The organism is Streptomyces sp. NPDC033216 (assembly GCF_055577115.1).
Window position 1 is genome coordinate 52,879 of the sequence record NZ_JBVIQK010000012.1, and the last position, 24,173, is coordinate 77,051.

Here is a 24,173-nt window from a genome sequence, read left to right on the forward strand (position 1 = left end):
GCGGACGCGGCTTACAAGTAGGGGCCCCCCGAACGGCCGCCCGCGCGCGGGTCGTCGGAGCCCTCCTGACCGCCCACGCCCGGCGGCAGCGCACGACGCATCTGCTCCAGCTGGGCCCGCGCGGCCATCTGCTGGGCGAACAGCGTGGTCTGGATGCCGTGGAACAGGCCCTCCAGCCAGCCCACCAACTGGGCCTGCGCGATCCGCAGCTCCGCGTCGCTCGGGGTCGACTCCTCGTTGAACGGCAGGGAGAGCCGCTCCAGTTCCTCGACCAGCTCCGGCGCCAAGCCGTCCTCCAGCTCCTTCACCGAGCTGGCGTGGATCTCCTTGAGACGGACGCGACTGGCCTCGTCGAGAGGGGCCGCACGCACCTCCTCGAGCAGCTGCTTGATCATGCTGCCGATCCGCATGACCTTCGCCGGCTGCTCGACCTGCTCGGTCACGGGGATCTCACGGGAATCGTCCTCCGCGTCGATGCCGCCGAGTGCCATGCCGTCCTGGCCCACGACCAGGATCTTCTGGGCGTTCTCCGGCGACCGTTCGTTCCTCGGCATCTCCATGCCGCCATTGTCTCGCACCCCCACACCTCATCACCGTGGTGCCCCCCGTGAAGGGTGATCCACCGTTTTCCGTCCGGAGCAGTCCGGAATGCGGCGATCATTCCGTCGTGTGAGGCTTGTGGCCTCATTCTGTGATGGCTCAACACCAGGAGGAGGTCACGGACGTGACTCCATGGCGGCGGGGGCTGTGCGGGGTGGGTGTGGGGACGGGGTTGTTGGTGGCCGTGCTGCCCTACGGGGGTGTGTCGGCGGACGCGGCGGTACCGGCATATGGCTCCACGGCGTACGAGAGCGGACCGGCCCACGACCGGGGCACCACGCACAGCCCCGGCACCACGCACGGGCCTGGTGCGGCGCACGGCACCGGCACCACGCACGGGCCTGGTCCGGCGCACGGCACCGGCACCACGCACGGGCCTGGTCCGGCGCACGGCCCCGGCACCACGCACGGGCCTGGTCCGGCGCACGGACGTACCGGTTCGACGCCCTCGCAGGGGACGAGGCACGACCGCGTCCCGTCGTATCCCAGGGTGCCGCCGTACGCCCCCGCCTCGGCGTCCCCCACCGCGTCGGCGGCCGCCTCGTCCGCCGCCTACGCCGCGTCCCCCTCGCCCTCCGTGTCTCCCGGCGGCCCCGACCGGGCCGGGAGCCGGGCCGGCGAGGGGCGGGTGCGGCCCGGCCGCACCGGGGGGACCGTGGAGGAGGACCCGGAGGTTCTCGACGAGGAGACGGACGCCGGCGAGGAAGAGGGCTTCGGGGAGCGACCGGCCGAGGAGCCGGCCGCGCCGGACGAGGCCCCGCGCGAGGCCGGGTTCGCCCCCTCCACCTCGCCGCGGACCGTGCGGCAGGCCGACTCCGCCGAGGAGCGGCCCGTCGGACGGATGCTGCGGGTCCTGCCCCTCGGCAGCGGACTGGTCCTCATCGGCCTGGGCCTCGGTCTCGCCTTCCTCGGCCTGCGGCTGCGCCGCGGCTAGCGGGACAGCGGGGTCGTGTCAGTGCGTGACCAGCAGGACCTTGCCGATGTGTCCGCTGTCCTCGACGACCCGGTGGGCGGCGGCCGCGTCACTCATCGGCAGTTCACGGTCCACGACGGGACGGACATGACCGGCGGCGAGCAGGGGCCAGACATGTTCGCGTACCGCTGCGACGATGGAGGCCTTCTCCCCGAGAGGACGCGCCCGCAGCGAGGTCGCGCTGATCGCGGCGCGCTTGCCGAGGAGCGCGCCGATGTTCAGCTCACCCTTGGCGCCTCCCTGCATGCCGATGATCGCCAGCCGGCCGTTGACGGCGAGGCTCTGGACGTTGCGGTCCAGGTACTTGGCGCCCATGTTGTCGAGGATGACGTCGGCGCCGGCGCCGTCGGTGGCCTTCTTGATCTCGGCGACGAAATCCTGCTCGCGGTAGTTGATCAGGATGTCCGCGCCCAGCTCGGCGCACCGCTCCAGCTTCTGCGCACTGCCCGCGGTCACGGCGACCGTGGCGCCGACGGCCTTGGCCAGCTGGATCGCCATGGTGCCGATGCCGCTGGAGCCACCGTGCACCAGCAGCGTCTCGCCGGGGCGGAGATGGGAGATCATGAAGACGTTCGACCAGACCGTGCAGGCCACCTCCGGCAGTGCCGCGGCCCGCACGAGATCGGTGCCCTCGGGCAACGGCAGCAGCTGTCCGGCCGGTACGGCCACCTTCTCGGCGTATCCGCCGCCCGCGAGCAGAGCGCACACCTCGTCGCCGACGGCCCACCCGGAGACGCCGGGGCCGAGCGCGGCGATCCGGCCGGAGCACTCCAGGCCGGGGTAGGGCGAGGCGCCAAGGGGCGGGTTGTAGAAGCCCTGCCGCTGGAGGACGTCGGCGCGGTTGACGGCACTGGCCACCACCTCGACCAGGACCTCACCCTCGCCGTATGCGGGATCGGGGACCTCGTCCCACACCAGCGCCTCGGGACCACCAGGTTCGGGAATCGTGATCGCATGCATGAGAGGGACGCTACCCCGCGGTCCCTGGTCGCAGCCGCCTCCGTCGTGGGTGAGGTCCGTGGCGAGAACCCTGTGCGCGACCGATGAGTTCGCGCGACGGTGAGGGTCTTCCCATGCGTAGACCACATGCGCGGAAGGACACCCCACGATGAGCCAGCACACCGCCGGCCTGGCGATCGAGACCGCGGGCCTGGTGAAGACGTTCGGCGAGACCAGGGCCGTGGACGGCGTGGACCTCGCCGTCCCCACCGGCACCGTCTACGGCGTCCTGGGCCCGAACGGCGCCGGCAAGACGACCACGGTGAAGATGCTCGCCACCCTCCTGCGGCCCGACGGCGGCCAGGCCCACGTCTTCGGCCACGACGTCGTCCACGAGGCGGACACGGTACGCGGCCTGGTCAGCCTCACCGGGCAGTACGCGTCCGTGGACGAGGACCTCACCGGCGCCGAGAACCTGGTATTGCTGGCCCGGCTCCTCGGGCATGCCAAGAGGGCCGCGCGCGAGCGATCCGGACAGCTGTTGGAAGCCTTCGGGCTCACCGACGCGGCATCGAAGCAGGTCAAGCACTACTCGGGCGGCATGCGCCGCCGTATCGACATCGCCGCGTCCATCCTCAGCACCCCCGACCTGCTCTTCCTCGACGAGCCGACGACCGGGCTCGACCCACGCAGCCGCAACCAGGTGTGGGACATCGTGCGGGCGGTGGTCGCGCAGGGCACGACCGTGCTGCTGACCACGCAGTACCTGGACGAGGCCGATCAGCTGGCGTCCCGCATCGCCGTCATCGACCGCGGCAAGGTGATCGCCGAGGGCACGAAGGGCGAGTTGAAGGCTTCCGTGGGTGCCGGATCCGTCCATCTGCGGCTGCGGGACGCCGAGCAGCGTCCGCAGGCGGCCAAGGTGTTGACCAGGGTGCTGGACGCGCGGGTACAGCCCGACGCCGACCCGGTGGCCCTGACGGCCCGGCTGGCCGCGACGGCCGGCGACACGGCCGCGGAGCAGGCCGCGCGGGCTCTGGGCGAGCTGGCCAGGACCGGTGTCACCGTCGACAACTTCTCGCTCGGCCAGCCCAGCCTGGACGAGGTGTTCCTCGCCCTCACCGGACACGACACCCAGGCGGACGACGCCGTGAAGAACGAGGTGGCCGCATGAGCACCGCGACGACGAACGAGACCCAGCTCGCACCGGTCCGCGCCGACTCCCTCGCGGCACTGCTGGTCGCCGAGGAGCGTCCGCCACGGCCCAGTGCCTGGTCGGCCTCCCTCACCTTCGGCTGGCGGGCCGTCCTCAAGATCAAGCACGTGCCGGAGCAACTGTTCGACGTCACAGCGTTCCCGATCATGATGGTGCTGATGTACACGTACCTCTTCGGGGGCGCCCTGGCCGGGTCGCCGAAGGAGTACATCCAGTTCCTGCTGCCCGGCATCCTGGTGATGTCGGTCGTGATGATCACCATGTACACGGGCGTCTCGGTGAACACGGACATCGAGAAGGGCGTCTTCGACCGGTTCCGCTCACTGCCGATCTGGCGGCCTTCGACGATGGTCGGCTATCTCCTCGGCGATGCCCTGCGCTACACCATCGCGTCCGTGGTGATGCTCACCGTCGGCATGATCCTCGGTTACCGGCCGGACGGCGGGGTTCTCGGGATCCTGGCCGGGGTCGCCCTGCTGATCGTCTTCTCGTTCGCGTTCTCGTGGATCTGGACGATGTTCGGCCTGATGCTGCGCACCGAGAAGTCCGTGATGGGCGTCAGCATGATGGTGATCTTCCCGTTGACCTTCCTGTCCAACGTGTTCGTCGACCCGAGGACCATGCCGGGCTGGCTCCAGGCGTTCGTCAACAACAGCCCGGTCACGCACCTCGCGTCCGCGGTGCGCGGGCTGATGGCCGGCGACTGGCCGGCCGCCGAGGTCGCCTGGTCCCTGGGCTGGGCGGGACTCTTCGTGCTGGTCTTCGGCCCCGTGACGATGCGGCTCTACAACCGCAAGTAGGGCGTGCGGACCGGTTCAGAAACGCAGTGCCTTCGGCGGCTCCGGCGGCACCCGCACGATGGTGACGAGACGGTCCGTCAACTGGAGGACGCCGACGGCGGGATCGTCGTAGGCCAGCACCCGGTGACCGCGGACGACGCTCACCACCAGGTCTTCGGTCTCGCGCGGGGTGCGACCCGACTCGGCCTTGGTGACCGGCCGTTCCACGAGGTCGAGGCCACTGCCCTGCTGCATGAGGTCTTCCATCACCCGGCCCGCCGCGGGACTGAGTACGGACAGGCCGAGGAGCCGCCCGGCCGCTCCCGCGCTGGTGATGACCTCGTCGGCGCCGGACTGCTTCAGCAGCGGCGCGTTCTCCTCCTCGCGCGCCGCGGCCACGATCTTCGCCCGCGGATTGAGCTGGCGCGCCGTCAGCGTCACGAGTACGGCCGTGTCGTCGCGTTCCGTCGCAATGATGATTCGTCCGGCCCGCTGTACCTCCGCCCGCCGCAGCACGTCACTGCGGGTGCCGTCGCCGACCACGCCCTCGTACCCCTCGGCCGTCGCCACGTCGATCATCTTCGCGCCGGGGTCGATCACGATGACCTGTTCCTTCCGCAGCCCCGACGCGCAGGCGGTCCGGATCGCGGACCGGCCTTTCGTGCCGAAGCCGACGACGACAGTGTGGTCGCGCAAGGGGACCTCCGGGTTGCTGGCGAAAGCTCGGTACGCAACGGGTGTCGCGCCCTGACGGGGGCGACCCCGCCGTGAACCATGGTGCCCACCGATCGGAACACCACCACAGGGGGCCACGCGATGCGAGACCACGAACGACACTCGGCGGGACCGGGACGACTCTCTCTCTTCCGGTCACTGTGGTATCGCTCCCGCGCCGAGGCACGGGACGACGCCGAGGCGGGCCGCTCCATCACGATGCCCGTACAGAGCGCCCTTCCCCCGCTCCAGCAGGTGCTGCGACGTCTCGCCCTGGGCCTGCTGGTGCTGCTGGTCACCACCCTGATCGTCTACCTCGACCGCGACGGCTACAACGACAACTCCGACGGCTCGGTCGACTTCCTCGACGCCGCCTATTACGCCACCGTCACCCTCTCGACCACCGGCTACGGCGACATCACCCCCGTCAGCGACTCGGCCCGGCTGGTCAACATCCTCGTCGTCACGCCGCTGCGCGTGCTGTTCCTGATCATCCTGGTCGGTACGACCCTCGAGGTCCTCACCGAGCGCACCCGCCAGCAGGTCCGCATCCACCGCTGGCGCAGCCGCACCCACCGGCACGTCGTGGTCGTCGGCTACGGCACCAAGGGCCGTCACGCGGTGGAGACGCTCGTCGGGCAGGGCATCCCCAAGGAACAGATCGTCGTGGTGGACGTCCAGCGCAAAGCCGCCCACGCGGCCGGGGACGACGGTCTGGTGTCGGTGATCGGAGACGCCACCCGTTCGGAGACGCTGCTCAAGGCCGAGGTCGCCCACGCCTCACGGGTGATCGTGGCCCCGCAACGCGACGACACCGCCGCCCTGGTCACGCTCACGGCCCGCCAGCTGAACCGGCGCGCCACGATCGCCGTCGCGGCGAGGGAGGACGAGAACGTGCCGCTGCTGAAGCAGAGCGGCGCGGACACCGTGGTGACCAGCTCCAGCTCCGCAGGCCGGCTTCTGGGCGTCTCCATGGTCAGCCCGACCGTCGCCAGGACGCTGGAGGACCTCATGACCCTCGGCAGCGGCCTGGACCTCATCGAGCGCCCTGTCACCAGGCAGGAGGCGGGTAAGTCACCGCGCGCCTCCACGGACCTGGTCGTGGCCGTCGTCCGCGGCAAGGACCTCCTGGACTTCGCCGACCCCCGCTTCACGCAGCTCCAGGCCGGGGACCGGGTGATCACGGTGAGCCGGGCGAAGGCGCCCGAACAGGCGTGACGAGGCCGCCGGGAGGGGAGCCTGGCGGCCCGGCCGCCTCGCGCCCGTGTTTCACGTGAAACAGGGCGGAGCAGGCCTGTCCGGGCGTTTCACGTGAAACAACCGGATGACTCGCGCTCTTGGGATGTTTCACGTGAAACAGGCTCCGATCCCGGCCGCGGCCCACGGAAGATCGAGCAGTTCCGTCTCCTGACCGGCTCGTGCGCCTCCGGGCGGCACGACGGCGAGGGCGTCGGCCGCCGCGATGCCTCGCAGCATCGCGGGGCCGTTGTAGTGCAGCGGCAGGGCGTGATCGCCTCTCAGGACGACCGGGACGAGCCGGGTGTCATGCGGGTGCCCGTGCGCCGCCTCCCGCAGCGGAAGGGTGTACGGCTCCGGAGCGGACCGGCCCGCGAGGGTGCGCAGCAAGGGCTCGGCGAGCGTGAGCAACCCGGAGACGGCCGCCAGCGGGTTGCCCGGCAGACCGACGAGGTACCGGTCCCTCGTGAGCCCGGCCAGCAGCATCGGGTGCCCCGGACGCACCTCGACCCCGTCGACCAGCAGTTCGGCGTCGAGGCGGCGCAGGGTGGGATGAACGTGGTCGACGGGTCCTGCGGCCGTCCCGCCGGTGGTGACGATCAGGTCGGCCGCGGATGCGGTGAGAGCCTGGTGCAGGGCCTCCGCGTCGTCACCGAGCCTGCGCACGGCCACCACCTCGGCGCCCATCGCCCGCAGCCACGGGGGGAGCATCGGGCCGAGCGCGTCACGGATGAGTCCGTCGTGCGGGCGGCCCTCGGTGAGCAGTTCGTCACCCAGGACGAGCACCTCGACGCGGGGACGGGGCACCGCGGTGAGCGTGTCGTATCCGGCGGCCGCGGCGAGCCCGAGGACGGCCGGCGTCACCACCGCTCCGCCGGGCAGCAACTGGTCCCCACTACGGCACTCCTGGCCGCGCGGACGGATGTCCTGGCCGTGTTGGAGGTCCCGGCCGGGGTGCAGCCGGCCCTTCTCGTCGGTACGGCCGTGCTCGCTGCGCAGCACCGCGGTCGTGTCCGGGGGGATACGGGCGCCGGTGGCGATCCCGACGGCCTCGCCGTCGACGAGGCGTGCGGGCTCGGCCTGCCCGGCCAGAAGCCCCCTGTCCCGAACGGCCCACGGGCCGGGGCCGGCGACCGCCCAGCCGTCCATCGCGGAGGTGTCGAAGGAGGGCAGGTCGGTGAGGGCGGTGAGGGGGACGGCGAGGACGAGGCCCAAGGCGTCCTCGAGGGCCACGGAGACGGGGGTCCGGCGGGCGGCGAGGGAGCGGGCGGCACGGCCGGCGCGGGCGCGGGCGTCGGCCCAGGGGGTTGCGGTGGCTTTCCGGTGGCGTGCCGCGGGGGCGGCCTGAGAGCCGTGGCCTTCGCTCTGCGTGGCCGCCGGGTCGGGTGTGGTGCCGGCGGCCGGTCGGGCGGAGCGGTTGCCGTCCTTCACGAGGGCGAGCACCTCCTCGACGTCGAGGTCCTCGGCGTCCTGGCCGTCCCGGATGCCGGGGGCGGTCATCCGGCGTCCGGGCGGGCGTCGGGCGTGGCGCCGGGAACCGCGTCGGGCTGTCCGGTGGCGGACCCGGCAGCGCCGGTGGTCCCGTCGGCCTCATCGGCCGTGTTGATCTCGTCGGCCCAGCGGATGGCCAGGGCGGTGGCCTTGCGCGTCGCCTCTGCGACGGCTTCCGGGCCTCCTCCGGCTCGCCCGGCGGCGTAGCCGACGAGGAAGGTGGTCAGGGGGGCCGCGGGACGGGCCACTCCGTGGGCGGCGTCGCGGGCGAGATCGAGGAGGACGCCGGTGGCGACGTCGAGTTCGATGCCCAGCTCGTCCTTGACTGCGGAAATCCATTCATCCAACACGTGGCCATGCTCCCTGATACGTGCTCTGGCGGCGGCGATGTCGTCCCAGGTGTCGCAGTCGAAGGACGCGACGGGGTCGGGGACGCGGGCGAGATCGAGGCGGGCGGTCAGCCGGCGCAGGGGCAGCCCCGTGAGACCGCCGTGCTGTTCGCCGAGCGCCGAGAGCTCGCGGCGCAGGGCTGAGGTGCGGTAGGCGGCGACGAGCGGCTGTTCGCGGCCGTCGGCGTCGGTGAGCAGTGCGCCCTCGGTGCGGTCGGCGTCCAGGGTCGCCAGCAGCCGCCTGACGGTGTCCGCCGCGAGGAACGGCAGGTCGGCGGAGAGGACGACGACAAGGTTCGCCGTGGCGTGCCGCAACCCGGCGTCGAGTGCGGCCACGGGACCCGCTCCGGCCGGGTCCTCGCGCGTCCAGCGCACCGGCCGGGCGGTCGGCCGTGGGTCCGCGACGACGACGGTGGTGTCCGCGTCGGCGCAGGCCCCGAGCACCCGGTCGAGCAGGGGGCGCCCGCCCACCCGCACGCCGGGCTTGTCGGCGCCGCCCAGCCGGCGGGCACCGCCACCGGCGAGCACGACGGCATCATGGGCGAGGGGCACGCCGACGCCCTGTTCGAAGGAGGCGGCGGCGTCCCGGTCCGGGCGATCACTGAAGGTGACCGCCCGCGGCTCGTTCGGAGTCACCCCCCGAGTATGCGCGGCACTCCGAGCGCGGGGAACGCCGGAGTGCCCACCCGGTCACAGGGTGCGCAGCAGCACCGCCGGCTGTTCCACACAGTCCGCCACATACCGCAGGAAGCCGCCCGCGGTGCCGCCGTCGCACACCCGGTGGTCGAAGGTGAGCGAGAGCTGGACGACCTGGCGCACGGCCAGTTCGCCCTCGTGCACCCATGGCTTGGGGACGATGCGGCCTACGCCCAGCATCGCGGCCTCGGGGTGATTGATGATCGGCGTCGAGCCGTCGACGCCGAACACGCCGTAGTTGTTCAGCGTGAAAGTGCCGCCGGTCAGATCGGCCGGCGTGAGGGTACCGGTGCGGGCCGCCTCGGTGAGCCGGGCGAACTCCGCCCCGATGCCCTCGGTGTCGCGGGCGTGGGCGTCGCGGACGACGGGCACCACGAGACCCCGCTCGGTCTGGGCGGCGAAGCCGAGATGGACGTGTTCCAGGCGGACGATCTCCCTGGCCTCCTGGTCGACCGTGGAGTTCAGCTCCGGGTAACGCGCCAGGGCCGCCGTGCAGATACGGGCCAGGAGCGCCAGGAGGGAGACCTTCGGCCCCCCGGCCGCGTTCATCGCCGTACGGGCACGCATCAGCTCGGTGGCGTCCGCGTCGACCCAGCAGGTCGCGTCGGGGATCTCGCGGCGGCTGCGTGAGAGCTTGTCGGCGACGGCGCCGCGGACCCCCTTGAGCGGGATGCGCGTGCCGGCGGAGGGTCCGGTGGTGGCGGTGGTGACCGCCGACTGTGGGGCCGTGTGCGGCTCGGGAGTCGCCGTCGTGGTCCGGCCCTGCGTGGCGGCGGCCCGCAGCGCGTACTCCACGTCGGCCCGCAGGATCAGCCCGTCGGGGCCGGAGCCGGTCAGCTCCCTCAGGTCGATGCCGTTCTCACGGGCCAGCCTGCGCACGAGGGGGGAGATCACCGCCACGGGGCCGTCAGCCGCTTCGGCGGTTCGAACCTCCCCGTTCGCCGGCCGGGCCGCCGTCATGGGCACGGTGGCGGGGGCCGGTCGCTCCGGTCGTACCCTGCGGCGTCGCGCGGGCGCCTCCGACGTGCCGTACCCCACGAGGACGTTGCCCGAGCCCTGGCCGCCCGCGGCGGCCGACGTGCCCTGGGTGTCCGGGGCTTCCGGGGTGTCCGGGACGTCCGCCGAGCCGCCGGAGGTGGGTGCGCCCACCGCGACCGTGATCAGCGGAGCGCCGACGGGCAGTTCCGTGCCCGCATCGCCGAAGCGGGCGGTGACCACCCCACCGTAGGGGCAGGGCACCTCGACCATCGCCTTGGCCGTCTCGACCTCCACGACCGGCTGGTCGACGGCGACGACGTCACCGACCTCGACCAGCCACCGCACGATCTCCGCCTCGGTGAGCCCCTCCCCGAGGTCGGGGAGCTTGAACTCCAGCACCTGTGCCATCAGTTCCCGGCCTCCCACTGCAGACGCGCCACGGCGTCCAGGATGCGGTCGACGCCGGGCAGGTGGTGACGCTCCAGCATCGGCGGCGGGTAGGGGATGTCGAACCCGGCGACGCGCAGCACCGGCGCTTCCAGGTGGTGGAAGCAGCGCTCCGTGACGCGGGCCGCGATCTCCCCGCCCGGGCCTCCGAAGGAGCTCGATTCATGGACGACGACCGCACGGCCGGTCCGCCGCACCGAGGCGGTGACCGTCTCGTCGTCGAACGGCACCAGGGAGCGCAGGTCGACGACTTCGAGGTCCCACCCCTCGGCCCGGGCCGCCTCGGCGGCTTCGAGGCAGACGGGCACCGACGGCCCGTAGGTGATGAGGGTGGCGCTCCGGCCCGAGCGCCGCACCACCGCGCGGCCGATGGGTTCAACGGCCGACGGCTCCTCCGGGTTCCAGGAGTCCTTGGACCAGTACAGGCGCTTGGGTTCGAGGACCACGACCGGGTCGTCGGAGGCGATCGCGGCGCGCAGCAGACCGTAGGCGTCGGCGACCGTCGCGGGTGTGACGACGTGCAGCCCGGGGGTGGCCATGTAGTAGGCCTCGGAGGAGTCGCTGTGGTGCTCGACGCCGCCGATGCCGCCGCCGTAGGGGACGCGGATCGTGACGGGCAGCGGCATGCGGCCGCGGGTGCGGTTGCGCATGCGGGCGACATGACTGATGAGCTGCTCGAACGCCGGGTAGGCGAAGGCGTCGAACTGCATCTCCACGACCGGCCGGAGGCCGTACATGGCCATGCCGACCGCGGTGCCGAGAATGCCAGCCTCGGCGAGCGGGGTGTCCGTGCAGCGGTCCTCGCCGAACTCCTTGGCGAGTCCGTCGGTGACCCGGAAGACGCCGCCGAGGGTGCCGACGTCCTCACCGAGGACGTGCACGGACGGGTCGGCGGCCATCGCGTCGCGCAGTGCGCGCGTGAGGGCCTGCGCCATGGTGGCGGGCTTGACGGCGACGGTGGTCATCAGTGCGTTCCTCCCTGCTCCGCCTCGATCTCGGCCCGCAGCAGGGCGCGCTGCTCCCGCAGTTGCGGGGTGGGTTCGGCATACACATGGGCGAAAAGGTCCATGGGGTCGAGCGGGGCGTCCTGGTTCATGCGGGCGCGCAGATCGGCGGCCATCGCCTCGGCGGCGTCCCGTGCGGCCTGCCGCGTCTCCTCGTCGAGCAGTCCGCGCGCGGTCAGCTCGTGCTCCAGCAGGTCGATCGGGTCGTGCCCACGCCAGGTCTCGACCTCGGCGTCGCCGCGGTAACGGGTCGCGTCGTCGGCGTTGGTGTGGGCGTCCACGCGGTAGGTGATCGCCTCGACGAGCGTGGGACCGCCGCCCGCGCGCGCGTGCCGTACGGCGTCGGCGAGCACCTCGTGCACCGCGACCGCGTCGTTGCCGTCGACCAGCCGGCCCGGCATGCCGTACCCGACGGCCTTGTGGGCCAGGGAGGGTGCGGCGGTCTGCTTGGCGAGCGGGACGGAGATCGCGAAGCCGTTGTTCTGGACGAGGAAGACGACCGGTGCCCGCCAGACGGCGGCGAAGTTCAACGCCTCGTGGAAGTCGCCCTCGCTGGTGCCGCCGTCGCCGACCATGGCGAGCGCCACCACGTCGTCACCCTTGAGGCGGGCGGCGTGCGCGAGGCCCACGGCGTGCGGGAGCTGGGTGGCGAGCGGGGTGCACAGGGGGGCCACGCGGTGCTCGTACGGGTCGTAGCCGGTGTGCCAGTCGCCGCGCAGGAGAGTGAGGGCCTCGACCGGGTCCACGCCGCGCGCGACGACCGCGAGGGTGTCGCGGTAGCTCGGGAAGAGCCAGTCGCGCTCCTCGAGGACGAGCGCGGCGGCGACCTCGCAGGCCTCCTGGCCGGTGCTGGAGGGGTAGACGGCGAGACGGCCCTGCTTGGTCAGGGCGGTGGCCTGCGCGTTGTACCGACGGCCGCGCACCAGCTGGGCGTAGAGCCGGCGCAGCAGCTCCGGCTCGGCCTGCGCGGCCGCCTCGGTGCCGAGGACGCGGTAGGGCTCCGCCTCGGGCAGCAGCGGCGCGGGGTCGGTGCGGGGCTGCCAGGCGGGCGGCGGTGTCGGCCGGTATCCGCCCCGCTGCTCCATGACCGTCATGACGGCACCTCCTCGTGGGAGTGGCTACGGGAGGCGGGTCGGCTGTGACCCGCCTCACCTACCGATTGTTCGGTCGTCGGCACATTTTGGCTACTGGCCCCCTCAGGCTGTGGACAAACGGTTCTGCACAGCCTGAGATGGACGCAGTACGTCCACGGCGGAGAGGCGGGGGGACATGACACCTGAACAAATGGCCGACAACCCGGACGGCAGCCCACCGCCGCGCGCGGAGAACCCGCCTCCGTCCCGCGCCGAGAACACGGCCCCGTCCCGCGCCGAGAACACGGCCCCGTCCCGCGCGGGGAACACGGCCGCACCGCGTTCGGAAGGCAAAGCCCCGCTCCGGCCGCTCGACGCCATCGATCAGGACATCCTCCAGATGCTCCAGGCGGACGGACGCGCCTCGATACGGTCGGTCGCCGAGCGGGTCCACGTCTCGCGCGCCAACGCCTACGCGCGCATCAACCGACTCGTCGAGGACGGCGTCATCCGGGGCTTCGGCGCGCGCGTGGACCATGAGCGCGCGGGTCACGGAACGTCCGCCTACGTCACGCTGAAGATCGTCCAGAACTCCTGGCGCACGGTCCGCGAGCAGCTCAGGAAGTTGCCCGGTGCCTCCCACATCGCCCTGGTGGGAGGCGACTTCGACGTCCTGCTGCTGGTGCACACGCCTGACAACAGGGCATTGCGCGAGCTGGTACTCACCCGTCTCCAGGCGATCCCCGAAGTGCTCAGCACGCGCACGCTGCTGGTGTTCGAGGAGGAGGACCTGGAGCCGCAGGGATGACCTCAGGCCTGCCGCAGGCCTGAGAAGACCAGCCGGGCGACCGCGTCGCTCACCTCGCGCTCGCCCATGCCGCGCCCGTCGGGGCGGTACCACTCGACGATCGAGTTGATCATTCCGAAGACGAGCCTGGTCGCGAGTCGCACCTCCACGTCGCCGCGTACGTCCCCGTCGGCGGCGGCCGCCTTCAGCAGCGCGGCGACCCGGTGGTCGAAGTCGCGGCGCCGCTCCAGCGCCCACCGCTCCGTGCCGGTGTTGCCCCGCACCCGCAGCAGGAGGGTCACGTACGGAAGTTCGGAGATGAGCACCTCGACCATGCGCCGCACGACGTACTCAAGGCGCTCCACGGCGCGTCCCACGCGCGCGTGCTCCTCGTCGAGGATTGCGAAGAGACCGTCCAGCGCCCGGCTCACCGCCCGCCGCAGCAGTTCCTCCTTGCCGCTGACGTGGTGGTATATCGACGACTTGGAGATACCCGCCGCCTTGGAGAGGTGCTCCATGGAGGTGCCGTCGTAGCCGCGCTCGATGAAGACCTGCACGGCGACCGACAGCAGGGTCTCCGGGGTGTACGTGTCGCGCTTGGCCGTGGTCATGGGGTGCCCTCCCGCTTGTCGGCGGAATGTCCGTGGCGGTAGAGCGCCAGAGAGGGCGCGTAGCGGCCCGAGGGCTCGCGCAGGTGCAACTCCTCCAACAGGTCGTGGGCCCAGATCCGGCCGAGCCTGCGGCTCCACTCGAAGGGACCGAGCGGGTAGTTCACACCCAGGCGCATCGCGGTGTCGATGTCCTCCTCGGTGGCGACGCCCTTGGCGACGGCGTCATGCGCGAGGTCGACGATCCGCGCGACCGTACGAGCGACGATCATGCCGGGGACGTCACCGATGACGCTGACGTTCTTGCCGAGTGCCTGGAAGAGGCCGATGGCCTCGGAGAGCGTCTGCTGGGGGGTGTCCTGGGAGGCGGACACGGCGATGCGGGTGGCCTTGCGGTAGTCCAGGGCGAGGTCGAAGTAGACGACGTCCCGGAACTCCACCGAGGTCTGGCCGTCGGCGAGGGCGAGCTGGCCGCCGCTCGGCAGCACCAGGCGGGTGCCGCCGTCCTCGTCCTCCTCGCGGACCTGGATGCCGGCCTCGCGGATCATTCCGAGCAGTTCCGAGGCGGGCCCCAGGTCGCCCTCGACGACGACGTACGCGGGCGGCCGGCGCTTCTCCGCGGTGTGGGGCTCGGCGCGCTCGGCGCCGTCACGGTGGTCGAACCAGCCCTGGCCGGTCTTGCGGCCCAGGCGGCCGGACTCGACCAGGCGGCGCTGGGACAGCGAGGGAGTGAAGCGCACGTCCTGGAAGAAGGACTGCCACACGGAGTGTGTGACGGACTCGTTGACGTCCTGCCCGATCAGGTCGGTCAGTTCGAACGCGCCCATCCGGAAGCCGCCGGACTCCCGCAGGATCGCGTCGATGGTGGCCGGGTCGGCGCCCTGCGCCTCGTGGACCGCGAAGGCCTCGGCGTAGAAGGGCCGGGCGATGCGGTTGACGATGAAGCCCGGCGTGTCGGCGCAGGCGACCGGCGTCTTGCCCCAGAGACGGGCGGTCTCGTACGCGCGCGTGGCGGACGACACGTCGGTGGCGAACCCGGAGACGACCTCGACCAGCGGCAGCAGGGGCGCCGGGTTGAAGAAGTGCAGGCCCACGAGACGGCCCGGGTTGCGCAGCGCACCGCCGATGGCCGTCACCGACAGCGAGGACGTGTTGGTGGCGAGCAGACAGTCCTTGCCGACCACGTCCTCCAGGGCGCGCATCAGGTCCTGCTTGACGTCCAGCCGCTCCAGGACGGCCTCGACGACCAGCGCGCAGTCAGCGAGTCCGGCGAGGCTGTCCACGGGTGTGAGGCGGGCGCGGGCGGCGTCCCGCTCGGCGGTGGTGAGGCGGTCCTTCTCGACGAGCCGGTCGAGACGGGCACCGATCGCGGCGGCCGCTTCCCCCGCGCGTCCCGCGACGGCGTCGTACAGCCGCACGGGATGGCCCGCGGTCAGCGCGACCTGGGCGATGCCCTGGCCCATGGTGCCGGTGCCGACGACGGCCACGGGGCTGCTGAGGTCGAGTGCTGTCATGTGCGCGATCCTCCCGCACGGGGTTTTCCACAGATACGGCGGACCCCCTTGTCCCGACCGATCGTTCGGTTACTCTAACCCTGACCGCCCATTGCTGTCCTTGTTTCCGTCCAGGTCCAGAGCTCGACGAAGAGTTCTCCAGACGAGGAGTTGGTCCCGCATGGCCGCCGAACTCACCGCTCACGATCTGATCGCCAAGCACCGGCCCACTCTCGACCAGGCCCTGGAAGCGATCCGCACACGCGCGTACTGGTCCCCGCACCCCGAGCACCCCAAGGCCTACGGCGCGGACGGCAGCCTGGACGCGGCCGCGGGCAAGGCGGCCTTCGACGCCGTCCTGGGCAGTCGACTCGACCTCAGCCAGCCCGGCACCGACGGCTGGGTGGGCGGCGAGCTCTCGCCGTACGGCGTCGAGCTGGGCGTCGAGTATCCGCACGCGGACATCGACGAGCTGCTGCCCGCCATGAAGGCCGGTCAGCGTGCCTGGCGGGAAGCGGGCGCGGAGACGCGCGCGGTGGTGTGTCTCGAGATCCTCAAGCGCATCAGCGACCGGACCCACGAGTTCGCGCACGCCGTCATGCACACCTCCGGCCAGGCCTTCATGATGGCGTTCCAGGCGGGCGGCCCGCACGCGCAGGACCGCGGCCTGGAGGCGGTGGCGTACGCGTACGTGGAGCAGGTCCGCACCCCCGACACGGCGGAGTGGACCAAGCCGCAGGGCAAGCGCGACCCGCTGGCGCTCACGAAGCGGTTCACACCGGTCCCGCGCGGGATCGCCCTGGTGATCGGCTGCAACACCTTCCCGACGTGGAACGGCTACCCGGGCCTGTTCGCCTCCCTCGCCACCGGCAACGCGGTCCTCGTGAAGCCCCACCCGCGCGCGGTGCTGCCGCTGGCGTTGACCGTGGCCGTCGCGCGCGAGGTTCTCGCCGAGGCCGGCTTCGACCCGAACCTGGTGGCGCTCGCCGCCGAGCGGCCCGGCGAGGGCATCGCCAAGACCCTGGCCACCCGCCCCGAGATCAGGATCATCGACTACACCGGCTCGACCGCCTTCGGGGACTGGCTGGAGGCCAACGCCCGTCAGGCGCAGGTCTACACCGAGAAGGCCGGCGTCAACACGGTGCTCGTCGAGTCGGCCGCCGACTACCAGGGCATGCTGTCCAACCTGGCGTTCTCGCTGTCCCTGTACAGCGGCCAGATGTGCACCACCCCGCAGAACCTGCTGATCCCCCGCGAGGGCATCCGTACCGACGAGGGCCCCAAGACCTACGACGAGGTCGTCGCCGACCTCGCCCGCGCGGTCGACGGCCTCCTCGGCGACGACGCGCGCGCGAACGCCCTGCTCGGCGCGATCGTCAACCCGGACGTGAAGGCCCGTCTGGAGGCCGCGGCCGGTCTCGGCGAGGTCGCGCTGGCCTCCCGTGAGGTGAGCAACCCCGACTTCCCGGGCGCCGTGGTGCGTACGCCCGTGATCGTCAAGCTCGACGGGGCCAAGCCCGAGGACGAGGCGGCCTACATGAGCGAGTGCTTCGGGCCGGTCTCCTTCGCCGTCGCGGTCGACTCGGCGGCGGACGCCGTGGAGCTGCTGCGGCGCACGGTGCGTGAGAAGGGCGCGATGACGGTCGGCGCGTACACCACGGACGGGGAGGTGGAGCGGGCCGTCCAGGAGGTCTGCTTCGAGGAGGCCGCGCAGCTCTCCCTCAACCTCACCGGCGGGGTCTACGTCAACCAGACGGCCGCCTTCTCCGACTTCCACGGCTCGGGCGGCAACCCGGCGGCCAACGCGGCGCTCACCGACGGCGCGTTCGTCGCGAACCGCTTCCGCGTCGTCGAGGTCCGCCGCGAGGCCTGAGGCCCTGCGCAGGGCCTCAGCGCGCCGGGGCGTGGGCGCGCGTGGCGCCCCCGGTCGCGCTCCAGTGGTACAGCGTCATGGCCACACTGGTCGCGAGGTTGTAGCTGGAGACCTGGGGGCGCATCGGCAGGGCCAGCAGATGGTCGGCCCGCGCGCGCAGCGCGCCGGACAGCCCACTGCGCTCCGAACCGAAGGCGAGGACGGCTTCGTCCGGGAGCTTCACGCCGCGGATGTCCTCGCCCTCCGGGTCGAGCGCGAACACCGGCCCGGCGGGCAGCTCGTCGGCGCTCAGCCGCTCCACGGCCGTCGCGAAGTGCAGGCCGGCCCCGCCCCGCACCACGGTCGGGTGCCAGGGGTCGAGCGTGCCGGTGGTGACCACGCCGGTCGCCCCGAAACCGGCGGCCAGCCGGATCACGGCCCCCGCGTTGCCAAGGTTGCGCGGGTCGTCGAGGACCACGACGGGAGCGGTGCGGGGCGTGCGGGCCAGCGCCCGCAGATTGGCCTCCCGGGAGGGCCGTACGGCCAGCGCGGCCACGGCGGTGGGATGCGGCCGCGGCACCAGCGAGGTGTACGCCGCCTCCGGCACCTCCGTGAGGAGCGCCTCCAGATTCGCCCGTACATCGGGGGCGAGATCGTCGGCGAGGGCGAGCGCCGCCCGCCGGTCCACGGCGACCGCCACCGGGATGTCGGCCCCGAAGCGCACGGCGTGCTTCACGGCGTGGAAGCCGTCCAGCAGCACGGAGCCGTCGGCGAGCCGGCGCCACAGGCCGAGCGGATCGGGGTCGGTCATGCCGTGAAGCCTACGCGGCTGGGCTCGGCGTCCTCGGGCTCGTGCGCCCCCCGCTGCTCCGGCACGGTGGCGCCGCGCCGGGGCAACAAGGCCTCCCACACGCGGGCGGCCCATCCGCCCAGCCGCCGCAGGAACGGGGTCGGCAGGAAGACCGCGTCCGTCGCGATCATCGCCAGGGAGAAGAAGGGCAGCCCCAGGATCACGGCGATCGCGGTGTGCTCGGCGATCATCGCGACGAGCAGGACGTTCTTCACCCGCCGGTTGAACAGGGTGAACGGGAAGGCGACCTGCACGATGACCGTCCCGTACGTCACGAGCATCACCATGATGCCGCTCGCGGACAGCAGGTCGCCGAGCGCCGGCCAGGGGGAGAAGTAGTCCAGGTGAAGCGGGTAGTAGACGGCGGTGCCGTCCTGCCAGCGCGAGCCCTGGATCTTGTACCAGCCGGCCGTCGCGTAGATCAGACACGCCTCGGCCATGACCACCAACAGGGCGCCGTTGTGCAGGACGTCGGTGATCACGTCCAGCAGGACCCGGGGTTCCGCGGCCCCCGCGAGGCGATCGACGGCCCACCGCACGCCCAGCGCGGCCCACACCCCCCAGAGGATCGCCGGCACGGTCCAGTCGCCGTCGAGCCTGCCGCCCACGGTCGCCGCGATCAGCACCGCGCCGAGCACACTCCACAGGGCCGGACCCACCCGGTCGGTGACCCGCTGCCCACGCACGCGTGCCCGGGCAGCGCGCCGCTGCCGCCGCGCGTCCAGCGACCAGACCCGGCCGCAGCGCATGAAGACCAGGTAGATCGACATCAGGTGCAGAACGTTGTCGCCGCCGTCGCCCACGAAGACACTGCGGTTCTGTAGCGAGAGCACGCCCACCATGAACAGCACCGACATGGTGCGGGTGCGCCACCCCAGCAGCAACAGCAGGCTCGACAGGACCGACAGCGCGTACACGGCCTCGAACCAGGCCCGGCCGTCCGACCACATCAGGGCCGTGAAAGCGCCGTTGTCGTCCGTCAGCTGCCGGGCCAGCTCCCAGCTCCACGGGCTGTCGGGTCCGTACAGCTCCGCACGGTGGGGAAGCTCGCGCAGCAGGAACAGCAGCCAGGTCAGGCTGAACCCGATGCGGACCAGGGCACTCTGGTACGGCCCGAACGCCGACTCGGTCACGCGCGCGATGACGGTGGACATCGACAGGGAGAACCGGTTCACCGCGCGCCTCCCTCGGTGTCGCCGGCGGGCAGCGGCCACCAGGGCAGCACACGGTAGACGGGACGGTTCGACGTGTCCTTGTCGGTGCTCCACGGGGGCGCCGGCACGTCGGTGGTGCGGGAGCGGACCTGGACGCGTTCGATGGCGCCGCCCCGGCCGGCCGCCTCGCCGCGCTCCAACCGCAGCACCACGATGTTGCGCAGGTACGTCTCGGAGAGGGTGCCGCGCGGGCCCGCCGAGCGGTTGTCGGAGTCGTGCGATCCCACGTAGAAGTCCCAGGCGCGGCGCAGTTCGTTCTGCTGGGTGTGGCTCGGTACCAGGTTGCCGTCGATGCCGCGGCCGTCCTGGGCGGACAGGTCGTACCAGCCGGTGGTGCGCGCCGTGCCGTCGGCGGAGCGCACGTCGGCGCGGACCTGGACGGCGATGTTCTGCTGGAGCGGGTTGGGCGCGAAAAGCTTCCAGTTCTGCTCGAACTCCGGGTAGATGTACTCGTCGATCGCCTCGCCGTGCGTCTTGGTGACCGTGTTTGACGGCGCGACGTGCAGGAAGACCATGCCGACGTGCACACAGACGGCGATCGCGACGACGGCGAGCACCAGAGCGGCGACGACCTGGTACCGCGGGGACAGGGCGGCCACGCCGGCGCGCGGGTCGGACCCGGCCGGGGGGCCGGCTTGGGTACCGGCACCGGGACCGGCCTGGGGACCGGCCTGGGGACCGGCCTGGGGACCGGCCTGGTGGGCATCGATGCGGGCGTCGGGCACGCCGTCCGTCGTCCTTGGTTCCTCCGCGGACGCCCGCGGCCCCCGTGGCGCCTCGGCCTCCCGCGGGGGGCCGGCGCCTCCGTCGTACGTGTTCATTCCGCCCCGTTCCCCGATTCCGGTCCGTCTTCCGCCTGCTCGGCCGCGCCACGGCGACCCTTTCGTACGCGTCCCCGCGTCCGGTCGACCCGCGCCCGCGCACCCCGCGCACGAGGCACGGGGCCGGACAGCCTTCGTACGGCCGTCGCACAGTCGTCGCACGGAACGGTACTCAGCCCGGCCCGTCCCGCGCAGCCCTCCCCCCGAGCGGATCCGGCCGAGTGCGCCGCGGGGCCCGTGACCGACGGACCGCCCGAGTTTTCCACAGGGAGGCCCGCAGGTTGTCCACAGCGGTTGACACCTTACGACGGTCGTCTCACCATGGAATCGCACGGACCGAACGATCGGTCGGGAGATGGCTCGGACAGAGCCCGAGGTCGAGGGGGACCGCATGGCGACAGCAGCCGCGCACCAGACGGCCCGCACACAGCGGTACGGCGGCGGGGAAGCCGCCGACGGCGAGCAGGAGGCCTTCGAGCGCGCCTTCGACGCCGCGGTGGCCGCAGACGAACGCATCGAGCCCCGCGACTGGATGCCCGACGCCTACCGCGCGACGTTGGTCCGCCAGATCGCCCAGCACGCCCACTCCGAGATCATCGGCATGCAGCCGGAAGCCAACTGGATCACGCGCGCGCCCTCCCTGCGCCGCAAGGCCATCCTCATGGCGAAGGTGCAGGACGAGGCGGGTCACGGCCTGTATCTCTACAGCGCGGCCGAAACGCTCGGCACAAGTCGCGAGGAGCTGCTGGACAAGCTGCACACCGGCCGCCAGAAATACTCCTCGATCTTCAACTACCCCACCCTCACCTGGGCCGACGTCGGCGCGATCGGCTGGCTGGTGGACGGCGCCGCGATCACCAACCAGGTCCCCCTGTGCCGTTGCTCCTACGGTCCGTACGCGCGAGCGATGGTCCGCGTCTGCAAGGAGGAGTCCTTCCACCAGCGCCAGGGATACGAACTCCTGCTGGCCCTCAGCCGCGGCACGCCCGAACAGCACGCGATGGCCCAGGACGCGGTGGACCGCTGGTGGTGGCCCTCACTGATGATGTTCGGCCCGCCCGACGACGAGTCCGCGCACTCCGCGCTGTCGATGGCGTGGAAGATCAAGCGGCACTCCAACGACGAACTGCGCCAGCGCTTCGTCGACATCTGCGTCCCACAGGCGGAGTCCCTGGGTCTCACGCTCCCCGACCCGGACCTGAGGTGGAACGAGGAGCGGGGCCACCACGACTTCGGTCCCATCGACTGGACGGAGTTCAAAGAGGTCCTCAAGGGCAACGGTCCGTGCAACGAGCAACGGATCACCCAGCGCACCCGCGCGCACGAAGAGGGCGCCTGGGTCCGGGAGGCCGCCGCGGCCCACGCGGCCAAGCACAGCCGTGAGAAGCGCGAAAGCCGTGAGACAGGAGCGACGCAGGCATGACGAACACCGACTGGCCCCTGTGGGAGGTCTTCGTGCGCTCCCGCCGCGGCCTCTCCCACACCCACGCCGGCAGCCTGCACGCGCCGGACGCGGAGTTCGCCCTGCGCAACGCCCGTGACCTGTACACCCGGCGCGGCGAGGGCGTCTCCATCTGGGTCGTGCCGTCCACCGAGATCACCGCCTCCTCACCGGACGAGAAGGACGCGTTCTTCGATCCGGCCGCCGACAAGCCGTACCGGCATCCCACGTTCTACGAGATCCCGGACGGGGTGAAGCACCTGTGACCACGACGGCGCACACGAACACCGCCGCTCTCGCCCTCGGCGACGACGCCCTGGTGCTCTCCCACCGCCTGGGGGAGTGGATGGGCCACGCGCCCGTGCTCGAGGAGGAGGTCGCCCTCGCCAACATCGCCCTCGACCTGCTCGGCCAGGCCCGCATCCTGCTGTCGATGGCCGGCGACGAGGACGAACTGGCCTACCTCCGTGAGGAACGCGCCTTCCGCAACCTCCAGTTGGTGGAACAGCCCAACGGCGACTTCGCCCACACCATCGCCCGCCAGCTGTACTTCTCCACCTACCAGCACCTGCTGTACGACCGACTGGCCACGGGCGGCGGGCCGTTCGCGGGACTCGCGGCCAAGGCCGTCAAGGAGGTCGCCTACCACCGCGACCACGCCGAGCAGTGGACCCTGCGCCTCGGCGACGGGACCGAGGTCAGCCACGAGCGGATGAGCCGGGCCTGCGACGCCCTGTGGCGGTTCACCGGTGAGATGTTCCAGCCGGTGGAGGGCGTCGACGCCGACCTGGCCGGTCTGGAGACGGTCTGGCTGGAATCGGTCGGGGCCGTGCTGCTCCGGGCCGGACTGGAGTTGCCCGAGGGACCGCGGACCGGCGCGTGGCGCGCGGGCGCGGGACGTCAGGGCCTGCACACCGAGTCCTTCGGCCGGATGCTCGCCGAGATGCAGCATCTGCACCGCAGCCACCCGGGGGCGTCATGGTGACCCTCACCCCGCTGGAGGCGGAACTCCTCGCGGTCGCCGGTTCGGTGCCCGACCCCGAGCTGCCCGTGCTCACCCTCCAGGAGCTGGGCGTCCTGCGCGCGGTCCATGTGCGCGGCACGGACGCCGTCGAGGTCGAGCTGACCCCCACCTACACCGGCTGCCCGGCCGTGGAGGCGATGTCCACGGACATCGAGCGGGCCCTGCGCGACCATGGTGTCCGCGAGGTCACCGTGCGCACGGTGCTCACCCCCGCCTGGTCGACGGACGACATCTCCGCCGAAGGCCGCCGCAAACTGCGGGAGTTCGGCATAGCGCCGCCACGCGCCCAGCGTACGGCGGGACCGGTCGGCATCACCCTCGGGCCGACCCGCACCGCCGAGCAGGACCCGGTCCGCTGCCCCCACTGCGGCTCGGCCGACACCGAACTGCTCAGCCGCTTCTCCTCCACCGCCTGCAAGGCGCTGCGGCGCTGCCTGGCCTGCCGTGAACCGTTCGACCACTTCAAGGAGTTGTGATGGCCCGCTTCCACCCGCTCCCCGTGGCCGCGGTGGACCGGCTCACCGACGACTCCGTGGCCCTGACCTTCACCGTCCCCGCCGCCCTGCGCGAGGAGTACCGGCACGCGCCGGGCCAGCACCTCGCGCTGCGGCGCCGGGCCGACGGGACCGAGATCCGGCGAACGTACTCGATCTGCTCGCCCGCGCCCGGCGACGAGGGCCCGAGCACCCTGCGGGTGGGCGTACGGCTGGTCGAGGGCGGCGCCTTCTCCACGTACGCGCTCAAGGAGATCAACGTCGGGGACGAGCTGGAGGTGATGACACCGGCGGGCCGGTTCACCCTCGATCCCGCGCCCGGGCTGTACGCGGCGATCGTGGGCGGCAGCGGCATCACCCCGGTGCTCTCGATCGTCTCCACCCTGCTGGCGCGCGAACCCGCGGCCAGCTTCTGCCTCATCCGCAGCGACCGTACGGCCGCGTCGACGATGTTCCTGGAGGAGGTGGCCGACCTCAAGGACCGGTATGCAGAGCGGCTGCACCTGGTCACGGTGCTCTCCCGGGAGGAGCAGCAGGCCGGGCTTCCCTCCGGGCGGCTGGACCGGGAGCGCCTGACCGCGCTGCTGCCGGCGCTGCTGCCCGTGGCGGACGTGGCGGGCTGGTTCCTGTGCGGGCCCTTCGGGCTCGTGCAGGGCGCGGAGCAGGCCCTGCGGGAGATCGGCGTCGCCCGCACCCGCATCCACGAGGAGATCTTCCACGTGGACGTCATGACGCCGGCGTCCGCCGTCCCCGCCCCGGCGCACAGCACGGTCACCGCCCGGCTCGACGGCCGGGGCGGCAGCTGGCCCGTGGCGGACGGCGAGTCGGTCCTGGAGACGGTGCTGCGCAACCGGCCCGACGCGCCCTACGCCTGCAAGGGCGGAGTGTGCGGGACCTGCCGGGCCTTCCTGGTCTCCGGCGAGGTGCGCATGGACCGCAACTTCGCGCTGGAACCGGAGGAGACGCAGGCCGGCTATGTGTTGGCGTGCCAGTCGCATCCTCTGACGGAGACGGTGGAGGTCGACTTCGACCGGTGAACCGCGGAACGGCATGG

Annotated in this window: 23 protein-coding genes and 1 pseudogene; 11 read left to right on the forward strand and 13 right to left on the reverse strand. The window is 72.1% G+C overall.

Going from position 1 to position 24,173, the window contains the following annotated elements:
* Positions 1-11: 11 nt before the first annotated feature.
* Positions 12-560 (reverse strand): bacterial proteasome activator family protein, encoded by a 549-nt coding sequence (locus tag ACZ5Y0_RS22125; protein ID WP_469130411.1) that lies wholly within the window; start codon positions 558-560, stop codon positions 12-14.
* 164 nt (positions 561-724) lie between these two features.
* Between ACZ5Y0_RS22125 and ACZ5Y0_RS22130 the strand changes: the two genes are divergently transcribed.
* Positions 725-1,534, forward strand: a complete 810-nt coding sequence (locus ACZ5Y0_RS22130) for a hypothetical protein (RefSeq protein WP_469130412.1) — start codon at positions 725-727, stop codon at positions 1,532-1,534.
* A gap of 18 nt (positions 1,535-1,552) precedes the next feature.
* On the opposite strand, the gene ACZ5Y0_RS22135 is transcribed toward ACZ5Y0_RS22130, so the two are convergent.
* Entirely contained in the window at positions 1,553-2,533 is a 981-nt protein-coding gene (locus ACZ5Y0_RS22135) for an NAD(P)H-quinone oxidoreductase (RefSeq protein ID WP_469130413.1), read from the reverse strand.
* Positions 2,534-2,681: 148 nt separating this feature from the next.
* Between ACZ5Y0_RS22135 and ACZ5Y0_RS22140 the strand changes: the two genes are divergently transcribed.
* Positions 2,682-3,686: an ATP-binding cassette domain-containing protein gene (locus tag ACZ5Y0_RS22140; protein WP_469130414.1), complete on the forward strand. Its 1,005-nt coding sequence runs from the start codon at positions 2,682-2,684 to the stop codon at positions 3,684-3,686.
* Positions 3,683-4,528: an ABC transporter permease gene (locus ACZ5Y0_RS22145; protein ID WP_469130415.1), complete on the forward strand. Its 846-nt coding sequence runs from the start codon at positions 3,683-3,685 to the stop codon at positions 4,526-4,528. Before ACZ5Y0_RS22140 ends, ACZ5Y0_RS22145 begins: the two co-directional genes overlap by 4 nt.
* Before the next feature lie 15 nt (positions 4,529-4,543).
* Here ACZ5Y0_RS22145 and ACZ5Y0_RS22150 read toward each other — a convergent pair.
* A pseudogene (locus ACZ5Y0_RS22150) lies at positions 4,544-5,203 on the reverse strand (potassium channel family protein); the annotation flags it as partial.
* Between the two features lie 120 nt (positions 5,204-5,323).
* Between ACZ5Y0_RS22150 and ACZ5Y0_RS22155 the strand changes: the two are divergent.
* The gene (locus ACZ5Y0_RS22155) at positions 5,324-6,439 is read left to right on the forward strand and encodes a potassium channel family protein (RefSeq protein ID WP_469130416.1); all 1,116 of its coding nucleotides are present in this window, start codon (positions 5,324-5,326) and stop codon (positions 6,437-6,439) included.
* A 129-nt stretch (positions 6,440-6,568) separates the two neighbouring features.
* Here the strand turns inward: ACZ5Y0_RS22155 and ACZ5Y0_RS22160 are convergent, their stop codons facing one another.
* From ACZ5Y0_RS22160 to pdhA, 5 genes are all read right to left on the reverse strand, one after another.
* Complete coding sequence (locus ACZ5Y0_RS22160; protein WP_469130417.1) at positions 6,569-7,957, reverse strand: molybdopterin molybdotransferase MoeA; 1,389 nt, start codon at positions 7,955-7,957, stop codon at positions 6,569-6,571.
* The gene (locus tag ACZ5Y0_RS22165) at positions 7,954-8,889 is read right to left on the reverse strand and encodes an NTP transferase domain-containing protein (RefSeq protein ID WP_469130571.1); all 936 of its coding nucleotides are present in this window, start codon (positions 8,887-8,889) and stop codon (positions 7,954-7,956) included. The genes ACZ5Y0_RS22160 and ACZ5Y0_RS22165 overlap by 4 nt, the downstream gene beginning before the upstream one ends.
* A gap of 138 nt (positions 8,890-9,027) precedes the next feature.
* Positions 9,028-10,419 (reverse strand): dihydrolipoamide acetyltransferase family protein, encoded by a 1,392-nt coding sequence (locus tag ACZ5Y0_RS22170; protein ID WP_469130418.1) that lies wholly within the window; start codon positions 10,417-10,419, stop codon positions 9,028-9,030.
* Positions 10,419-11,423 carry an alpha-ketoacid dehydrogenase subunit beta gene (locus ACZ5Y0_RS22175; protein ID WP_469130419.1) on the reverse strand — a complete coding sequence of 335 codons (1,005 nt, stop codon included), beginning with the start codon at positions 11,421-11,423 and terminating at the stop codon, positions 10,419-10,421. Before ACZ5Y0_RS22175 ends, ACZ5Y0_RS22170 begins: the two co-directional genes overlap by 1 nt.
* Complete coding sequence (gene pdhA / locus ACZ5Y0_RS22180; RefSeq protein WP_469130420.1) at positions 11,423-12,556, reverse strand: pyruvate dehydrogenase (acetyl-transferring) E1 component subunit alpha; 1,134 nt, start codon at positions 12,554-12,556, stop codon at positions 11,423-11,425. Before pdhA ends, ACZ5Y0_RS22175 begins: the two co-directional genes overlap by 1 nt.
* Positions 12,557-12,746: 190 nt before the next feature.
* Between pdhA and ACZ5Y0_RS22185 the strand changes: the two genes are divergently transcribed.
* The gene (locus ACZ5Y0_RS22185; RefSeq protein ID WP_469130572.1) at positions 12,747-13,343 is read left to right on the forward strand and encodes an Lrp/AsnC family transcriptional regulator; all 597 of its coding nucleotides are present in this window, start codon (positions 12,747-12,749) and stop codon (positions 13,341-13,343) included.
* Positions 13,344-13,345: 2 nt separating this feature from the next.
* Here ACZ5Y0_RS22185 and ACZ5Y0_RS22190 read toward each other — a convergent pair whose 3' ends face one another.
* Together ACZ5Y0_RS22190 and ACZ5Y0_RS22195 are read right to left on the reverse strand one after the other, a co-directional pair.
* Positions 13,346-13,933, reverse strand: a complete 588-nt coding sequence (locus ACZ5Y0_RS22190) for a TetR/AcrR family transcriptional regulator (protein ID WP_469130421.1) — start codon at positions 13,931-13,933, stop codon at positions 13,346-13,348.
* Entirely contained in the window at positions 13,930-15,444 is a 1,515-nt protein-coding gene (locus ACZ5Y0_RS22195; protein ID WP_469130422.1) for a 3-hydroxyacyl-CoA dehydrogenase, read from the reverse strand. Before ACZ5Y0_RS22195 ends, ACZ5Y0_RS22190 begins: the two co-directional genes overlap by 4 nt.
* Positions 15,445-15,604: 160 nt before the next feature.
* On the opposite strand from ACZ5Y0_RS22195, the gene paaN reads away from it, so the two are divergent.
* Complete coding sequence (paaN, locus tag ACZ5Y0_RS22200; protein ID WP_469130423.1) at positions 15,605-17,296, forward strand: phenylacetic acid degradation protein PaaN; 1,692 nt, start codon at positions 15,605-15,607, stop codon at positions 17,294-17,296.
* 16 nt (positions 17,297-17,312) lie between these two features.
* On the opposite strand, the gene ACZ5Y0_RS22205 is transcribed toward paaN, so the two are convergent.
* The 3 genes from ACZ5Y0_RS22205 to ACZ5Y0_RS22215 are packed head-to-tail and all read right to left on the reverse strand — an operon-like array spanning position 17,313 to position 20,160.
* Positions 17,313-18,086, reverse strand: coding sequence for a TrmH family RNA methyltransferase (locus ACZ5Y0_RS22205; protein WP_469130424.1), 774 nt, complete (start codon positions 18,084-18,086; stop codon positions 17,313-17,315).
* Positions 18,083-19,300 (reverse strand): HTTM domain-containing protein, encoded by a 1,218-nt coding sequence (locus tag ACZ5Y0_RS22210; protein ID WP_469130425.1) that lies wholly within the window; start codon positions 19,298-19,300, stop codon positions 18,083-18,085. Before ACZ5Y0_RS22210 ends, ACZ5Y0_RS22205 begins: the two co-directional genes overlap by 4 nt.
* Positions 19,297-20,160, reverse strand: a complete 864-nt coding sequence (locus ACZ5Y0_RS22215) for a DUF5819 family protein (protein ID WP_469130426.1) — start codon at positions 20,158-20,160, stop codon at positions 19,297-19,299. Before ACZ5Y0_RS22215 ends, ACZ5Y0_RS22210 begins: the two co-directional genes overlap by 4 nt.
* Positions 20,161-20,551: 391 nt before the next feature.
* Between ACZ5Y0_RS22215 and paaA the strand changes: the two genes are divergently transcribed.
* The 5 genes from paaA to ACZ5Y0_RS22240 are packed head-to-tail and all read left to right on the forward strand — an operon-like array spanning position 20,552 to position 24,156.
* Positions 20,552-21,583: a 1,2-phenylacetyl-CoA epoxidase subunit PaaA gene (paaA, locus tag ACZ5Y0_RS22220; protein WP_469130427.1), complete on the forward strand. Its 1,032-nt coding sequence runs from the start codon at positions 20,552-20,554 to the stop codon at positions 21,581-21,583.
* Positions 21,580-21,867 carry a 1,2-phenylacetyl-CoA epoxidase subunit PaaB gene (gene paaB / locus ACZ5Y0_RS22225; protein ID WP_469130428.1) on the forward strand — a complete coding sequence of 96 codons (288 nt, stop codon included), beginning with the start codon at positions 21,580-21,582 and terminating at the stop codon, positions 21,865-21,867. Before paaA ends, paaB begins: the two co-directional genes overlap by 4 nt.
* Positions 21,864-22,586 carry a 1,2-phenylacetyl-CoA epoxidase subunit PaaC gene (gene paaC / locus ACZ5Y0_RS22230; RefSeq protein WP_469130429.1) on the forward strand — a complete coding sequence of 241 codons (723 nt, stop codon included), beginning with the start codon at positions 21,864-21,866 and terminating at the stop codon, positions 22,584-22,586. Before paaB ends, paaC begins: the two co-directional genes overlap by 4 nt.
* A complete protein-coding gene (gene paaD / locus ACZ5Y0_RS22235; RefSeq protein ID WP_469130430.1) occupies positions 22,580-23,101 on the forward strand; it encodes a 1,2-phenylacetyl-CoA epoxidase subunit PaaD in 522 nt (173 codons plus the stop codon). The genes paaC and paaD overlap by 7 nt, the downstream gene beginning before the upstream one ends.
* Complete coding sequence (locus ACZ5Y0_RS22240; protein ID WP_469130431.1) at positions 23,101-24,156, forward strand: 2Fe-2S iron-sulfur cluster-binding protein; 1,056 nt, start codon at positions 23,101-23,103, stop codon at positions 24,154-24,156. The genes paaD and ACZ5Y0_RS22240 overlap by 1 nt, the downstream gene beginning before the upstream one ends.
* Positions 24,157-24,173 lie beyond the last annotated feature (17 nt).

Excerpts from the sequence above, each read along its gene's own strand:
- ACZ5Y0_RS22125 (WP_469130411.1), bottom strand. The coding sequence starts at position 560 with ATGGAGATGCCGAGGAACGAACGGTCGCCGGAGAACGCCCAGAAGATC.
- paaB (WP_469130428.1), top strand. The coding sequence starts at position 21,580 with ATGACGAACACCGACTGGCCCCTGTGGGAGGTCTTCGTGCGCTCCCGC.
- ACZ5Y0_RS22195 (WP_469130422.1), bottom strand. The coding sequence starts at position 15,444 with ATGACAGCACTCGACCTCAGCAGCCCCGTGGCCGTCGTCGGCACCGGC.
- ACZ5Y0_RS22160 (WP_469130417.1), bottom strand. The coding sequence starts at position 7,957 with ATGACCGCCCCCGGCATCCGGGACGGCCAGGACGCCGAGGACCTCGAC.
- paaA (WP_469130427.1), top strand. The coding sequence starts at position 20,552 with ATGGCGACAGCAGCCGCGCACCAGACGGCCCGCACACAGCGGTACGGC.
- ACZ5Y0_RS22190 (WP_469130421.1), bottom strand. The coding sequence starts at position 13,933 with ATGACCACGGCCAAGCGCGACACGTACACCCCGGAGACCCTGCTGTCG.
- ACZ5Y0_RS22155 (WP_469130416.1), top strand. The coding sequence starts at position 5,324 with ATGCGAGACCACGAACGACACTCGGCGGGACCGGGACGACTCTCTCTC.
- paaN (WP_469130423.1), top strand. The coding sequence starts at position 15,605 with ATGGCCGCCGAACTCACCGCTCACGATCTGATCGCCAAGCACCGGCCC.
- ACZ5Y0_RS22240 (WP_469130431.1), top strand. The coding sequence starts at position 23,101 with ATGGCCCGCTTCCACCCGCTCCCCGTGGCCGCGGTGGACCGGCTCACC.
- ACZ5Y0_RS22140 (WP_469130414.1), top strand. The coding sequence starts at position 2,682 with ATGAGCCAGCACACCGCCGGCCTGGCGATCGAGACCGCGGGCCTGGTG.
- ACZ5Y0_RS22205 (WP_469130424.1), bottom strand. The coding sequence starts at position 18,086 with ATGACCGACCCCGATCCGCTCGGCCTGTGGCGCCGGCTCGCCGACGGC.
- ACZ5Y0_RS22215 (WP_469130426.1), bottom strand. The coding sequence starts at position 20,160 with ATGAACACGTACGACGGAGGCGCCGGCCCCCCGCGGGAGGCCGAGGCG.
- ACZ5Y0_RS22135 (WP_469130413.1), bottom strand. The coding sequence starts at position 2,533 with ATGCATGCGATCACGATTCCCGAACCTGGTGGTCCCGAGGCGCTGGTG.
- pdhA (WP_469130420.1), bottom strand. The coding sequence starts at position 12,556 with ATGACGGTCATGGAGCAGCGGGGCGGATACCGGCCGACACCGCCGCCC.
- ACZ5Y0_RS22175 (WP_469130419.1), bottom strand. The coding sequence starts at position 11,423 with ATGACCACCGTCGCCGTCAAGCCCGCCACCATGGCGCAGGCCCTCACG.
- paaD (WP_469130430.1), top strand. The coding sequence starts at position 22,580 with ATGGTGACCCTCACCCCGCTGGAGGCGGAACTCCTCGCGGTCGCCGGT.
- ACZ5Y0_RS22170 (WP_469130418.1), bottom strand. The coding sequence starts at position 10,419 with ATGGCACAGGTGCTGGAGTTCAAGCTCCCCGACCTCGGGGAGGGGCTC.
- ACZ5Y0_RS22185 (WP_469130572.1), top strand. The coding sequence starts at position 12,747 with ATGGCCGACAACCCGGACGGCAGCCCACCGCCGCGCGCGGAGAACCCG.
- ACZ5Y0_RS22145 (WP_469130415.1), top strand. The coding sequence starts at position 3,683 with ATGAGCACCGCGACGACGAACGAGACCCAGCTCGCACCGGTCCGCGCC.